This window comes from Methyloceanibacter sp., from assembly GCF_050728395.1.
GTDB lineage: Bacteria > Pseudomonadota > Alphaproteobacteria > Rhizobiales > Methyloligellaceae > Methyloceanibacter.
Window position 1 is genome coordinate 1 of sequence record NZ_JBOHJB010000076.1, and the last position, 13,752, is coordinate 13,752.

Genomic DNA, 13,752 nt, shown 5'->3' on the forward strand with positions numbered 1-13,752 from the left:
GGCTCTGTGGCTGTTCGCCTGGACATTCGCCCGCTCCATCCATGTCGAGAGGCGGCTTGCCGCCGGGCTTGAGATCGACGAGCCCAAACTGTCGATCCTGGCCAATTTTCGCGATTCCGGGCCGGTCCCGTCGAGGTCTTGAGCGGGCCTGAAACGAACGGCCACGAGACGATTATCCGCATGCGGTACGCGGCAAAAATCCTTATGCTCTAGCCGGTACTTGTTGGGGGGCTTGGCAATGTCGATTTGGGGAAAGTTGGCCGGCGCCGCGGCGGGGCTCGCAATCGGCGGACCTATCGGCGCTCTGCTCGGCGGTGTCGCCGGGCACTATGTCATCGATCGCGATCAGGAGCAGGACGGTCCGGCCGAGAACCAGGTGGCCTTCACCGTGGGCGTGATCGCGCTCGGCGCCAAGATGGCGAAGGCTGACGGCGTCGTCACCATGGACGAGGTCAATGCCTTCAAGGAAGTGTTCAAGGTGCCTGAAGGCGAGATGAAGAACGTCGCTCGCGTTTTCAATCTCGCCAAGCAGGACGTGGCCGGCTACGAGGCCTATGCCGAGCAGCTTGCCGTCATGTTCAAGGGCAACCGCAAGCTGCTCGAGGACGTGCTCGAAGGCCTGTTCCACATCGCCAAGGCCGATGAGGTGCTGCATCCGCGCGAGGAGCAGTTCTTGCAGCAGGTGGCCAAGCGCTTCGGCATCAGCGACACCGAGTTCGCCTATATCAAGGCGCGCCACGTCACCGCGGCCAAACGCAATCCCTACGAGGTTCTGGGCATCGACCCGTCGATCAGCAATGACGCTCTGAAGAGCCAGTACCGCAAGCTCGTGTCCGACAACCATCCGGACAAATTGATCGCCCGCGGCGTGCCGAAGGAGTTCATCGCCATCGCCACCGAGAAGATCGCCGTCATCAACGAGGCCTATGGCCAGATCGCCAAGGAGCGCGGGATTTAGGCTTCTGCCCTTGGCCGCTTGCGCAACCCTTATCCTAAGGAGGCCGCGGAACGCGGCCGTCTCGAAGGATCATGCTTCGAGACGCGGCCTTGCGGCCGCTCCTCAGCATGAGGAATAAGAGATCATGACCGCAGCTCCCGACAGCCAGCTTGCCACGCTCTGGTGTCCGTCGCCGAATCGTGAGCCAAGGCGAGACGGCCGCGTGCCTGACATGCTGGTGCTGCATTACACCGGCATGGAGTCCTCCGATGCGGCGCTCGACTGGCTGACGCGGGAAGAGTCGAAGGTCTCCTGCCACTACCTTGTCGACGAGGACGGACGCATCGCGCAAATGGTGCGCGAAGCCGAACGCGCCTGGCATGCCGGGCAAAGCCTGTGGGCGGGCGAAACCGACCTCAATTCCTGCTCGATCGGCATCGAGATTCACAATCCCGGTCACGAGTTCGGCTACTGCGATTTCCCCGAGGCGCAGATGCGTAGCGTGGAGGGGCTGTGCATCGACATCTTGGGGCGCCATCCCATCCGTCGCGAGCGGGTGGTGGCGCACTCCGATATTGCACCCGGACGCAAGCGCGATCCCGGAGAGAAATTCGATTGGGCGCGGCTGGCTCGAGCCGGCGTCGGGCTCTGGGTCGAGCCTGCGCCCTTGGGCGAGGATCAGGGCCTTGGGCCTGGGGATGAAGGGGCAGAGGTGCTGAAGCTCCAGCAGGATCTTGCCGGCCTCGGCTATGGGGTGGAACTCACCAGCACCTATGGCACGGGGCTCGAGAAAGTGGTCGAGGCTTTCCAGCGCCACTTCCGCCAAGGGCGCATCGACGGCCGCGCCGATACTTCGACGCGCGACACGCTCGGCCGGCTGCTTGCGGCTCTGCAAGAAACGCCAGTAGCGTGAGACGGCAAAGAAAGCCCGCGCCGATCACAAAGACGCGACTGGACGAAGCCTGACTTCGGTTCCATACCCGAGGCAGAAATCCGCCAAGAAGCGGCATTCTCTAGGCTCGCATCTTGGCCAATCCAAAAGCTTACAAGGAGAAACGCCATGACTAGGGCCCCAATCCTGTCCGCTGCGGCGGCAGCTCTGCTGCTTGGCCTTGCTGCGGCGGGCCCGGCAGCGGCGGAAGATGCCGCAACTCCGGCAACTCCGGCGATGACGCCAGCGCCGTCCGCAACACCTGCGCCGGTCAAGGGCCAATTCGACAACTCTTGCGCCATGGGTATGTCCGAAGGCCAGACCATAAAGACCGACTGCTCGGTGAATTGGACCGCTTCTGACGGCAAGGTCTATTGCTTCTCGTCGGAGAAATCGAAGGAGACCTTCCTCCAGAACGCCGACGCCAACATCAAGAAGGCGCAAGACTTCGTCGCGGCGAAGAAAAGTGCCGCGACGAGCGGCAAGACCAAGAATTTCACCGAGGATGACGCCAACGCCGCGGCGAAGAAGGTGATCGACGAGCGGAGCAAGGACGGCGCCTTCGTGTTCCGCGATCCGAAGCTCAACGCCGATCTCCATCTCGTCTTTGACGAGTTCAAGATCACGCGCGGCATGGAAGGTTATGGTTGGTTCCCGAACGCTGTCTTTCACGACAAGGATGAGCCGAAAAAGAAATACGCCATCGACTTTTGGTTCAAGCCTGAGGGTCAGGACCTGAAATTGATGGACATCCGCGTGCAGAAAGGTCCGAAGCAGGAAGGCGACAGCTGGGTCATGATCACGCGCTCGCCGCAGGCCTGGTGGTGGTTGCCGGCAGGCGAACACCCTGGCGATATGGAGGTGACCCGCGCCTGGCAGGTGATGAGCGCCATCCACGGCTACATCGCCACCCATAAGGACAAGGACGGCAACCTTCCGATCAAGGACGACAAGACCGGCGAGACCCTGCCGCTCGAATTTGTGGAGATGCACATGCCGGTGCGCCACCTCAAGAAGGAGGGGGAATATTTCGCCTGCACCGACTTCCGCAAGCCGGGGAGCCAGGACCAGTACTACGACATCGACTTTTGGGTGAACCAAAAGACCGGCAAGCTCGTGGTCGACAACGTCAAGGTGCACAAGGTGCCGGTGCAAGAAGACGGCGTGTGGACGCAGGTGCCGCGCTACACGTTCGACGGCATGGATATCGAGGAAACGAACTGACGGCTTAGCTCAGGATCGGTCGAGGCGAAGCGAGTTCAGCTTCACTGGCCTCATGCTTCGAGACGCCGCTTTGCGGCTCCTCAGCATGAGGGGATTGTCCTCATCCTGAGGAGGGCCGGAACGGCCCGTCGCGAAGGATGACGCTGCAGCTTGACGCCAAGCGCCGAAAGCCCCTTATTACCCCCGTCAGCAGGCCGGATGGCCGCTCTGCCAGTTGCCAGCGTATCGGCAGGCAGGGAGGAAAGTCCGGGCTCCTTGGAAGCACGGTGCCGGATAACCTCCGGCGGGGGCGACCCCAGGGACAGTGCCACAGAAAGCAAACCGCCTCGATTTTCGAGGTAAGGGTGAAAGGGTGCGGTAAGAGCGCACCGCGGTCCTGGCAACAGGAGCGGCACGGCAAACCCCACCGGGAGCAAGACCGAATAGGGGCGGCGCGGCGGCCTCAAAACCGCCAGTCCCGTTTCCAGACGAGCCGCCCGGGTTGGTCGCAAGAGGCGCCTGGCGACAGGCGCACGAGATGAATGGCCATCGCCGCGTCCCCATGCAGGGCGCGGTACAGAACCCGGCTTATAGGCTTGGTGACATGTCTATGGCTGGCGCGTGGAGAGGCCTCCACGCGCCAGTCTCCAAACCCTTCGAGCCTATCCCCCTGGTGGCTAGCCCCTTAAGCCACAACCTGCCATAGTACGGATCGGCGAGTACGTCAGAGGGGGGAACTGACGATGGCTGAACTCCCGGATTATCTTAAGCAGGGCGATGTCGCACGGCTGATTCCAGCCGGCGCTGCCAACCAAAAAGAACGCTCCGCCTGTTCGGTGCTTTTGTCCTCGCTACGGGTCGTGCAACCTTATGCACGCACGATCTTTGGTGAGATCAGGCAAAAGGTGGGGAACGGAGCCTCAATTGACGCCTACACCGAGGCAATCTTCAAGATACAGCCGGAAGGCCTCAACTGCCGTCACGACGGCCTGCTAATCTTGGACACCGGACGCCGGCAATGGCGCGCGATAGTCGAATCGAAGATCGGAACTTGTAAAATTGAGCCTGAGCAATTGGCCCAATATGCAAGACTCGCGCGGGCAAACAAAGTCAATGCAATCATCACCATCTCCAACGAATTGACTCCGCGTCCCGACCACATTCCATACGCGGTCCCAAAAGAAATCAGAAACCTCGAGCTTTACCACTGGTCATGGCCGTATCTCGCGATGCGTGCGGACCTCCTCTTGGGAGCCGATCTAGATTTCGACTACGAGCAGAATTTTATTCTCAGAGAGGTGGTGAGATACCTCGACCACGACAGCACTGACATTAAGTGCTTCACCCAAATGCCGTCGGGGTGGTCCCCATTGATACAAAGGATTGGCGCCGCCGCATCCACTCCGAGAGGTGACCCCGACCTTATGGAGGCCGTGCGTTCTTGGCACCAGGCTCAGGCTAGCATCTGCATAAGGTTGACCCGCGAACTCCAACTGCCCGTGACACCGCATCTGAGTCGAGGTCACCGCGACGATCAAGATTTGCGACTATCAGAAGAGGCGGCGGAATTCGCAGCTGACCACGTTCTGCGTGCTTCATTCGACTTTCCTAAACTCCCTGCCTCAATCGAGGTGGTAGCAAATGCGTTGGCGAGGAACGTGATTTGTCGCTTCTGGGTCGACGCCCGCCAGGACCGACAACGCTACCAAGCGCGCTTGCGATGGCTTATCAACCAGCTTCCTGCGGAGAGCGACCCCTCCGCCGTGATCACCTGCGTTTGGGATCGCGGAGTCAAATCGGATGCCACACTAGGTCAGCTACGCGAAAATCTGAATGCAGCGCGCATCGACGGCGCTGGCGCAGGACCGGCTTATTTCGAGATTGCTACAGTTTCCGTTCTGGGAAGCAGGTTCGTGGGCACGAAGAATTTCGTCCCAGCGGTCGAAGAGGCTGTGCGGCATTTTTACGAAACGATCGCTAGGCACATTCGCCCCTGGCAGGGTCATGCAGCCGAAGAGGACGTTGTCACCGAGGAGTCTGCCGAGGTTGACGATCAAGCAACAACAGCTGAGCCTAAGCGCAAGATCGTCAAAAGGGGAGAGGTCGCCGGGCGCGCGTACTCGATCTACGAAGACGGATCGATCGAAATCCAAACAGGAAATGGCGTTCAGCGGTTTAACAGCTTTGCCGAGCTGACCGCGGCCGCTGCTGCCAAAAACGGTCATGCCGACGGGAGCCGCCCGAGCGGCCGCGGAAGCAGCTCAACACTCTAGCTTCACGACCTGAAACGAACCGGCGCGTGGGAGAAGGATCGCCACGCGCCGGTTTTTGTCGAGGCCTACGCGCTACTCGGCGGCCTCGACGCCTTGCGGCATCTTCTGCTGCTGGGCGATCTCGGACGCCTTGGCGCGGGTCATCTTGTCGAGCTCGCGGCGGACGCCGGCCTCATAGTCTGGATGCGCGCGTCTGAAATGGGCGAGCTGCCGCTCGGCGATATCATGCGGCACGCCCCACATGGCTTCCGCCACGTTGAGATAGAGCCGCGCCTTCTGCCCAGCGTCGAACAGATTGAACAGCGCCGTGACCTGCCTGTAGTCGTCGTTACCGTCGCGGTGATTGTAGCGCTCGGCGTCGCCCGAGATTGTCAAAGACGGCTCGGCGAAGCGCTCGTCTTGTGCGGCGCCTCCGAATGAGTTCGGCTCGTAGAAGGCGTCGACATTGCCGGTCTTCTGCTCGAAGAAGCGCATCGGTCCGTCCTTGTGATAGTGATGGATCGGGCATTTCGATGCGTTCACCGGCAGCATCTCGTAATGCGTGCCGAGGCGGTAACGATGGGCGTCGGCGTAGGAGAAGATACGCGCCTGCAGCATCTTGTCCGGCGACCAGGAGATGCCCGGCACCACGTTCGACGGCGAGAAGGCGGCAAGCTCGATCTCCTGGAAATAGTTCTCAGGATTGCGGTTGAGTTCGAAATAACCGATGTCGATCGGCGGGTAGTCCGCATGCGGCCAGACCTTGGTCAGGTCGAAGGGATTGTACCAGTGCTTGCCGACATCCGACTCCGGCATGATTTGCACCTGCATCTTCCAGCGCGGGAAGTCGCCCATCTCGATGGCATTGAACAGGTCTTCCTGCGTCGACTCGCGGGTGCGGCCGACGATCTCGGTGGCTTCCTTGTTGGTCCAGTGCTTGTGTCCCTGTTCCGTCTTGAAGTGGAACTTGACCCAGTGCCGCTCGCCTGATGCGTTGATCAGCGAGAAGGTGTGCGAGCCGTAGCCGTTCATGTTGCGCACCGAGACCGGAAGCCCGCGATCCGACATCAGGATGGTGACCTGGTGCAGGCTCTCAGGCGACAGCGACCAGAAATCCCACATCGCCGTCGGCGAGCGCATGTTGGTCTTCGGATGCCGCTTCTGGGTATGGATGAAGTCTGGGAACTTGTAGGGATCGCGCACGAAGAACACCGGCGTGTTGTTGCCGACGAGATCCCAATTGCCTTCCTCGGTGTAGAATTTAAGCGCAAAGCCGCGCACATCGCGTTCGGCATCGGCGGCGCCGAGTTCGCCTGCGACCGTTGAGAAGCGCGCCAGCATCGGCGTCTTGGAACCCGGCTGCAGCGCCTTGGCCTTGGTGTATTTCGAGATGTCGCCGGTGATGGTGAGCGTGCCGTAGGCGCCCCACCCTTTGGCGTGCACGGTGCGCTCCGGGATGCGCTCCCGGTTCTGATGGGCAAGTTTCTCGATGAGCTGGTAGTCCTGCAGCAGGACCGGTCCGCGCGGCCCCGCCGTGATGGAGTTCTGATTGTCGGCGATCGGCGCTCCAGCCGTCGTCGTTAGGGTCGGTTTTTTGAGCATTATCATCCTCATCCACTGACAGCCGAACGATACGCCCGGCGTTGATGAGGAGACCTTGAGTGCACTGCACCATCAGGGCAAATAGGATTTTCCTATGATGGGCATAAGAAAAACTTATTTATCGAGCGGCGTGCCCAGGAATTGGCGGATTTGCAGCATGGTCGCTTCGGGCTGCTCTTCCTGCGGCATGTGCCCACATTGGTCGATGACGCGGAAATTGGCGTTCGGCATCTCGCGCGCGAGCTTGATGCCGATCTCGACCGGCACGATGCGGTCGTGGTCGCACCACAGAATGAGCGTGGGCAGCGCGATGGTCGAATAGCGGGCGGCGATCTCCTCCGCATCGGGAGGCATGATCTGCCGGGCGCTATGGATCAGCGCGTGCTTGCCGGCTGCGGTTTTCATCGGCGCGGCATAGGCCTCGATCTCGTCGTCGCCGATCTTGCTGTTGTCGAAATAAGCGATTCTGAGCGCCATCTGGATTTGCACCGAAGGCGGCGCCATGCGCACCCCGACCTGGGATAGGACGGGCCGGTCGAGCAGCTTGAAGAACACCGGGATGGCCTGCGGATAGGCGATGGTGTCGAGCAGCACGAGCTTGGCGATTCGCCCGTGCAGGCGGGTATCGGCCTCGAGCGCGAGCAGGAGCGCGATGCCGCCGCCGAAAGAGTGCCCGACGATGGTGAGATTGTGGAGGTCGCGGTCGAGGATGAGTTGGGCGAGCAGCTCCGCCTGGTCGCTCGCCGCATAACGCTCGTCGAACGGCTTGTCGGAGCGGCCGAAACCCTTGAGGTCGACGGCGATCACCTTGTGGTCGCGCGCAAGGTCCGGCGCAACATGCCGCCAGGTGAAGCTGTTGGTGCCGAAGCCGTGGATCAGCAGCACCGGCGGGCCTTCGCCGCGCTCCACGGTGTAGAGTTTGACCGGCGCATCGGGCGGCCCAAGCCTCGCGAAGGGAAATTGGTTTGCGTCATTGGCGGCGAGTGCAAGGGCGCTTGCCACGGCCATGATCGCCGCGAGCCCGAGCGTCGCTGAGTATCGCTTCAAGAGCATGAACGCCGACGCCGAGCCTCTGATTTTGTTTCCCCGTGTCGTGGCGTGGCTCAAGGCCCGCCACGTTTGATTCGTCATTTGTAAACCGCTTCGCCGCCATCCGCCAATTCAAAGGAGCGGGGAGGACTTCGCTGACACGCGCGCCTTTACCCACAGAAATACCATCGGCGTTAAGCTTATCCCCATGAGATTCCTTGACCACCCATAATTTCCCATGCTATCCCATGATTTGCCCGTTCGGTGAGTAGGTGGGGGAGGTCAGGCAGCGCTCCTTACGAGGCCACGGGGGGATCCGCGCCGCCTCTCCCACCCGATCTCCGGTGAGGCAACGGTCTTGCACCTTGGTGGTTCGCTCAAGTCTTCCAGTCAGTCAGGTGCTCAGAGGGGGAGATGGACCAATTTGTCTCGGCTTTCACCAATAAGATCGACACCAAAGGCCGAGTGTCCGTTCCGGCATCTTTCCGCTCAGTCCTCGCCAAGGACGGCCTTGACGGCATTTATTGCTATCCGTCGCTCGATGCGCCTGCGCTCGACGCAGGAGGCCAGCGGCTGGTCGACAAGATCAACGGCCTTGTCGAGGATCTGGCGCCCTATTCGGACGAACGCGATCATCTCGCCACTGCTCTCTTCGGGACGAGCGAAATCCTTTCAATCGATCAGGACGGGCGCACCATTCTGCCGGAGCGGCTCAGGGAGCACGCCGGCATCACTACGCACATCACTTTTGTCGGCCTCGGCGAGAAGTTCCAGATGTGGGAGCCAGGCCGATTTGAAGCCCATTTGGCGGAAGCGCGCCAAAAGGTCCGCGATCTCCGCAAACTGCTCGGCGCGGGGCGCCGCGGAAGCGGCGGGCCAGAGGGAGCACGGGAATGATGGCGGGTCGCGGCGTGGGTTTGACCGCCGCCGGCGGACCGGCCCGCCACATTCCCGTGATGCTCTCCGAAGTCATTGAGGCGCTCGACCCCCGCGACGGCAAACACTTCATCGATGGAACCTTCGGCGCCGGCGGCTATAGCCGCGGGCTCCTCGAATCGGCGCGCTGCACCGTGCTCGCCATCGACCGCGACCCGCATGCCGAAGAGTTCGCACGCGCGCTCGAAGAACGTTTTCCCGGACGCCTGAAATTCGTGCTCGGCCGTTATGCCGAGATGCGCGAAATCGCCGAGCGCGAAGGCATTGCCGCAATCGACGGCGTGGCGCTCGACCTCGGCGTCTCCTCCATGCAGCTCGATGAACCCGAGCGCGGCTTTTCCTTCAGCCAGGACGGCCCCCTCGATATGCGCATGGGCGCCGAAGGCGCAACTGCAAGCGACCTCGTCAATGCGCTGCCCGAACGCGACCTTGCCGCTATCATCTCTATGCTCGGCGAGGAGAAGCGCGCCCGCGCCATCGCCCGCGCCATCGTGGCGCACCGGACAGACGCGCCGATCACGCGGACGGCCGAGCTTGCCGACATCGTCGCCCGGGTGCTCGGCCGGAGGCATGACGAGACCAAGCACCCGGCGACGCGGACGTTTCAGGCGCTTCGACTCTATCTCAATGAGGAGCTGCTCGAGCTCGCACGCGGCTTGAGCGCCGCCGAGCATTTGCTAAGGCCTACGGGGCGGCTCGCTGTCGTCACCTTCCATTCGCTCGAAGACCGCATCGCCAAGCGCTTTTTTGCGGCGCGAAGCATGCCCGCCCCCCGCGCCTCCCGCCATCTGCCGGAGCAGGGGCGCTCAACTTTTCTGCCAAGCTTCCGACTTCTTAACCGTCGTCCGTTATCACCATCAAAGGACGAGATCAGGCTGAACCCCCGTGCCCGCTCTGCGCGCCTTAGGGCTGGCGAACGCACGGACGCTCCGCCGCATGCTCTCGACCTGGCAAGCTTGGGGGTGCCGCGCATAGCGCTTCCTGCCTAGACGGCAGGTTTTGGGGGATCGATTTAGTCCATGTTGCGTTTCGTCAATATCTGCCTGGTGCTCGCGCTGGTCGCCGTCGCCTACGTCATCTATGAGGGGAAATACGAGGCGCGCGCGCTCGATGAAGACATCGGGGGCTTGCGCAAGGACATCGAGACTGAGCGGGATGCCGTTGCGGTGCTTCGCGCCGAATGGAGCCTGCTCAACCGGCCGGAGCGCATCGAGCGGCTGGCTGAAAAGCATCTGAAGCTTGCGCCGGCGCGGCCGCAGCAACTCGTCACTCTCGACACCGTCTCCGACAACGACTTCGAGCGCGCCCGCATCGAGGCGGCTGACGAAACGCTGCCGGCGCCATCGGGTCCTTCCAACAAGGTGAAATCCGTGGCGTTGCCTGGGGTCGCGGCGGCTCCCTCCGCCCCCGCCAGTTTCGATGACGACCTGCCGGTAGCCACCAAGACAACGACGGTCAAGACCGTTCCGATCAAAGCCAAGCCTGTCGTTCAGGCGCGCTCGAGCGCCCCGGTGGTGATTCCCCCACCGGTGACTGTTTCGCCTCCCGAGGAATAGGCCGAGGCTTGACCCGCGATCTCCATATGGGCACTACGGCTTCGCCCGCCGAACGGGCCACTCTGGCGAAGAGCCGCTACCGCTATCGCCTCGCCTGCCTCGCCTTCGCGCTGAGCTTCCTCGCCATTGCCGGCCGGCTGGTGAGCCTCGGCTTTGCCGCCGTGGAGCCTGGGGCGGGCGGCCTCCACGACATCTCCACCACGGTGCACCGGCCCGACATTCTCGACCGCAACGGCCGGCTCCTTGCCACCGACATCAAGGGCGCCACGCTCTATGCCGATCCCGCCAAGGTCATCGACCGGGACGAGCTGGTCGAGCAGGTGGCGAGCGTTCTGCCGGACATCGACACCGCCGAGCTGCGCGAGAAGCTGAAGCAGGGGAAGAGGTTCGTCGCCATCAAGCGCGAACTCACGCCGAGGCAGCAGGCCGAGATCTACGAGCTTGGCCAGCCCGGGCTCGGCTTTATCGAGGAATATCGCCGCGTCTATCCGGTCGGCGCCACCGCCTGTCATGTGGTCGGCTACGTCAATGTCGACAACAAGGGTCTCGCCGGCATCGAGAAGTTCATCGACGACAATCCGCAGCTTGCCATGTCGGCGCCCGAGAACGCCGTGGGCGGAGAGGCCGTGACGCTGTCGCTCGATCTTGGCGTGCAGCACGTCGTGCGCGAGGAGCTGGTCAGCGCCGTGGCCACCTATCGCGCCAAGGCTGCTGCCGGCACGGTCATCGACATCGCGAGCGGAGAGGTCATCGCCATGGTCTCGCTGCCCGACTACGACCCCAATCAACGCGAGCAGGCCCTCGACAAGGATCGCCTGAACCGCATGACCTCGGGCGTCTACGAGCTTGGCTCGGTGTTCAAGGTGCTGACCGTCGCCGGCGCGCTCGATGCCGGCAGCGCCACGTTGCGCTCAAGCTACGACGCGAGCCAGCCGCTGCATGTCGGCGGCTTCACCATCGAAGACTTCCACGGCAAGAAGCGCCGGCTGACAGTGCCGGAGATCTTCATCTATTCGTCGAATATCGGCGCGGCCAAGATGGCGCTCGCTCTCGGCGTCAACCGCCACCGCGCCTTCCTCGACAAGCTCGGTCTGTTGAGCCGCCTCTCCACCGAGATCGGCGAAAGTGCTGCGCCGCTCATTCCCTCGCCCTGGCAGCCGATCAACACCATCACCATCGCCTACGGGCATGGGCTTTCGGTCACGCCCTTGCAGCTTGCCACGGCGACCTTGCCTCTGGTCAATGGTGGCTTCGCCGTGACGCCGACCTTCCTGCCGCGCTCCCGCCTGGCGGGCTTGCGGCAATCCCCGAGCGTGCTCAAGCCCGCCACCAGCCAGGCGATGCTCCAGCTCATGCGGCTTAACGTGCTCAAGGGCACCGGCAAGCGCGCCGAGGCCCAAGGCTACCGTGTTGGCGGCAAAACCGGCACGGCCGAGAAGGTGGTTGGGCGCCATTACCAAGGCTCCGAGCTGCTCAACTCTTTTCTCTCGGTCTTTCCCACCGACGCCCCTGAATATCTCGTGCTGGTCATGCTCGACGAGCCGAAGCGCGTGCCGGAAACCAATAATGAAGCGACGGCAGGCGTGAATGCGGCGCCTACTGTCGGCAAGATCGTGGCGCGTATTGCACCGATTCTCGGCGTGGCGCCCAAGCTTCCCGGCGACCAGCCCAAGTTTGACGCGAAAGTCCTCGCCTCCTATTAGACTTGTGCCGGTTCCGCGCGCTGCAGGAGCCGTCTGCATGGTAGCGAGAGCCATTCGGCCTTCGCGTGGCGGATGTTAGGTGATGACCCTTGGTGAGTTGATGGGGCCCGAGGCGCCGCTGCCCGCCCCCTGGTTGCAGGTTCCGATCGTGGGACTGACCGCCGACAGCCGCGCCGTCAAGCCTGGCTATTTGTTCGCAGCGCTTCCCGGATCGCGCACCGACGGGGCGCGCTTCATCGCCGACGCGCTGGCACGCGGTGCCGCCGCCATCCTGATGCCGCAAGGCAGCGGGCAGGCGCCGAGCGGCACGCCCGTGGTCGAGGACGCCGACCCCCGCCGCAGGCTTGCGCTCATCGCCGCGCGCTTCTTCGGCACGCAACCGGAGGTCGCCGTCGCCGTCACCGGCACCAACGGCAAGACGTCGGTCGCCTCCTTCGTCCGCCAGCTCTGGGAGCAAATGGGGTTCCGCGCCGCGAGCCTCGGTACCGTCGGCGTGGTGGGACCGTCAGGCACGCAAACCCTCGCCCACACCACGCCAGATCCCGTCGAGCTCCACCGCATCCTTGCCGATCTCGCCAAGTCTGGCGTCACCCATCTCGCGCTTGAAGCGTCGAGCCATGGGCTCGAGCAGCGCCGCGTCGACGGCCTGCGGCTTGCCGCCGGCGCCTTCACCAACATCTCGCGCGACCATCTCGACTATCACTCGAGCTTCGAGGACTATTTCAAAGTGAAGCTCCGCCTGTTCGGAGAACTCCTGCCGCAAGGGGCGGGCGCCGTGATCGACGTGGACAGCAAGGCCGGCGAGGAGGTCGCGGCGCTCGCCAAGTCGCGCGGACTCTCCGTGATGTCGGTTGGGCGCGCGGGGAAAGCCTTGAGGCTCATCTCTGCCGAGCGGGACGGCTTCGGCCAGCGCCTCGCGGTCGAGCATGAAGGCGGAACGGAAGCCTTCCGCCTGCCGCTCGTCGGCGCCTTCCAGGCCTCGAACGCGCTTGTTGCCGCGGGGCTCTGCATGGCGACCGGAGCGAGCCCAGCAACCGTGTTGCCGCTGCTTGCGACCCTGCACGGCGCGCGTGGACGCCTCGATCTTGCCGGCACCACCAAGTCCGGCGCCCCCATCTTCATCGACTACGCCCATACTCCCGATGCGCTGGCCAAGGCTCTCGATGCGCTGCGGCCCTACGTGCGGAACCGCTTAGTGGTGGTGTTCGGTTGCGGTGGCGACCGCGACAGGGGCAAGCGCCCTCAAATGGGCGCGGTTGCCGTGGATAGAGCCGACATCGCCATGGTCACCGACGACAATCCGCGGAGCGAAGAGCCCGAGGAGATTCGCCGCGAAATCCTGGCGGCGGCTCCGGGCGCCATCGAAATCCCCGGCCGCGCGGTCGCCGTGGCTGAAGCCATCGCCGGCCTGAAAGGCGGGGATATCTTGCTGATCGCCGGCAAGGGGCACGAGACGGGACAGGTTATCAAAGGCGCCGTCATTCCTTATTCTGATCACGATGCGGTCGGCGCCGCGTTGAAGGGGGAAAGAGACCGTGCCTAAGCCAATGTGGACGATAGGGGAGATGGTGAAGGCCGTGCGCGGCAAGTGCTCGCTAACGCC

Annotated in this window: 11 protein-coding genes and 1 other RNA gene; 10 read left to right on the forward strand and 2 right to left on the reverse strand. The window is 63.0% G+C overall.

Going from position 1 to position 13,752, the window contains the following annotated elements; genetic code table 11:
* The first annotated feature begins 232 nt into the window (after nt 1-232).
* From ACREC7_RS12755 to ACREC7_RS12775, 5 genes are all read left to right on the forward strand, one after another.
* Nucleotides 233-958, forward strand: a complete 726-nt coding sequence (locus ACREC7_RS12755; RefSeq protein ID WP_431556067.1) for a TerB family tellurite resistance protein — start codon at nt 233-235, stop codon at nt 956-958.
* A gap of 124 nt (nt 959-1,082) precedes the next feature.
* Nucleotides 1,083-1,850, forward strand: a complete 768-nt coding sequence (locus tag ACREC7_RS12760) for an N-acetylmuramoyl-L-alanine amidase (RefSeq protein WP_431556068.1) — start codon at nt 1,083-1,085, stop codon at nt 1,848-1,850.
* A 147-nt stretch (nt 1,851-1,997) separates the two neighbouring features.
* On the forward strand, nt 1,998-3,092 hold the full coding sequence (locus ACREC7_RS12765; protein WP_431556069.1) for a hypothetical protein: 1,095 nt from the start codon (nt 1,998-2,000) through the stop codon (nt 3,090-3,092).
* 186 nt (nt 3,093-3,278) lie between these two features.
* An RNA gene (rnpB, locus tag ACREC7_RS12770) (RNase P RNA component class A) lies at nt 3,279-3,678 on the forward strand.
* 136 nt (nt 3,679-3,814) lie between these two features.
* Complete coding sequence (locus ACREC7_RS12775; RefSeq protein WP_431556070.1) at nt 3,815-5,344, forward strand: hypothetical protein; 1,530 nt, start codon at nt 3,815-3,817, stop codon at nt 5,342-5,344.
* 72 nt (nt 5,345-5,416) lie between these two features.
* On the opposite strand, the gene ACREC7_RS12780 is transcribed toward ACREC7_RS12775, so the two are convergent.
* Together ACREC7_RS12780 and ACREC7_RS12785 are read right to left on the reverse strand one after the other, a co-directional pair.
* Nucleotides 5,417-6,925: a catalase gene (locus tag ACREC7_RS12780; RefSeq protein WP_431556071.1), complete on the reverse strand. Its 1,509-nt coding sequence runs from the start codon at nt 6,923-6,925 to the stop codon at nt 5,417-5,419.
* 114 nt (nt 6,926-7,039) lie between these two features.
* Nucleotides 7,040-8,056 carry an alpha/beta fold hydrolase gene (locus ACREC7_RS12785; RefSeq protein WP_431556072.1) on the reverse strand — a complete coding sequence of 339 codons (1,017 nt, stop codon included), beginning with the start codon at nt 8,054-8,056 and terminating at the stop codon, nt 7,040-7,042.
* Nucleotides 8,057-8,368: 312 nt separating this feature from the next.
* Between ACREC7_RS12785 and mraZ the strand changes: the two genes are divergently transcribed.
* The 5 genes from mraZ (at nt 8,369) to ACREC7_RS12810 (ending at nt 13,692) form a co-directional block, all read left to right on the forward strand.
* Entirely contained in the window at nt 8,369-8,851 is a 483-nt protein-coding gene (gene mraZ, locus ACREC7_RS12790; RefSeq protein WP_431556073.1) for a division/cell wall cluster transcriptional repressor MraZ, read from the forward strand.
* Nucleotides 8,848-9,879, forward strand: coding sequence for a 16S rRNA (cytosine(1402)-N(4))-methyltransferase RsmH (gene rsmH / locus ACREC7_RS12795; RefSeq protein ID WP_431556074.1), 1,032 nt, complete (start codon nt 8,848-8,850; stop codon nt 9,877-9,879). The genes mraZ and rsmH overlap by 4 nt, the downstream gene beginning before the upstream one ends.
* A gap of 30 nt (nt 9,880-9,909) precedes the next feature.
* On the forward strand, nt 9,910-10,446 hold the full coding sequence (gene ftsL, locus ACREC7_RS12800; protein WP_431556075.1) for a cell division protein FtsL: 537 nt from the start codon (nt 9,910-9,912) through the stop codon (nt 10,444-10,446).
* An 8-nt stretch (nt 10,447-10,454) separates the two neighbouring features.
* Nucleotides 10,455-12,149 (forward strand): peptidoglycan D,D-transpeptidase FtsI family protein, encoded by a 1,695-nt coding sequence (locus tag ACREC7_RS12805; RefSeq protein WP_431556076.1) that lies wholly within the window; start codon nt 10,455-10,457, stop codon nt 12,147-12,149.
* A gap of 82 nt (nt 12,150-12,231) precedes the next feature.
* Nucleotides 12,232-13,692: a UDP-N-acetylmuramoyl-L-alanyl-D-glutamate--2,6-diaminopimelate ligase gene (locus ACREC7_RS12810; RefSeq protein ID WP_431556077.1), complete on the forward strand. Its 1,461-nt coding sequence runs from the start codon at nt 12,232-12,234 to the stop codon at nt 13,690-13,692.
* Nucleotides 13,693-13,752 lie beyond the last annotated feature (60 nt).

Excerpts from the sequence above, each read along its gene's own strand:
- rsmH (WP_431556074.1), top strand. The coding sequence starts at position 8,848 with ATGATGGCGGGTCGCGGCGTGGGTTTGACCGCCGCCGGCGGACCGGCC.
- mraZ (WP_431556073.1), top strand. The coding sequence starts at position 8,369 with ATGGACCAATTTGTCTCGGCTTTCACCAATAAGATCGACACCAAAGGC.
- ACREC7_RS12810 (WP_431556077.1), top strand. The coding sequence starts at position 12,232 with ATGACCCTTGGTGAGTTGATGGGGCCCGAGGCGCCGCTGCCCGCCCCC.
- ACREC7_RS12785 (WP_431556072.1), bottom strand. The coding sequence starts at position 8,056 with ATGACGAATCAAACGTGGCGGGCCTTGAGCCACGCCACGACACGGGGA.
- ACREC7_RS12780 (WP_431556071.1), bottom strand. The coding sequence starts at position 6,925 with ATGCTCAAAAAACCGACCCTAACGACGACGGCTGGAGCGCCGATCGCC.
- ftsL (WP_431556075.1), top strand. The coding sequence starts at position 9,910 with ATGTTGCGTTTCGTCAATATCTGCCTGGTGCTCGCGCTGGTCGCCGTC.
- ACREC7_RS12765 (WP_431556069.1), top strand. The coding sequence starts at position 1,998 with ATGACTAGGGCCCCAATCCTGTCCGCTGCGGCGGCAGCTCTGCTGCTT.
- ACREC7_RS12760 (WP_431556068.1), top strand. The coding sequence starts at position 1,083 with ATGACCGCAGCTCCCGACAGCCAGCTTGCCACGCTCTGGTGTCCGTCG.
- ACREC7_RS12775 (WP_431556070.1), top strand. The coding sequence starts at position 3,815 with ATGGCTGAACTCCCGGATTATCTTAAGCAGGGCGATGTCGCACGGCTG.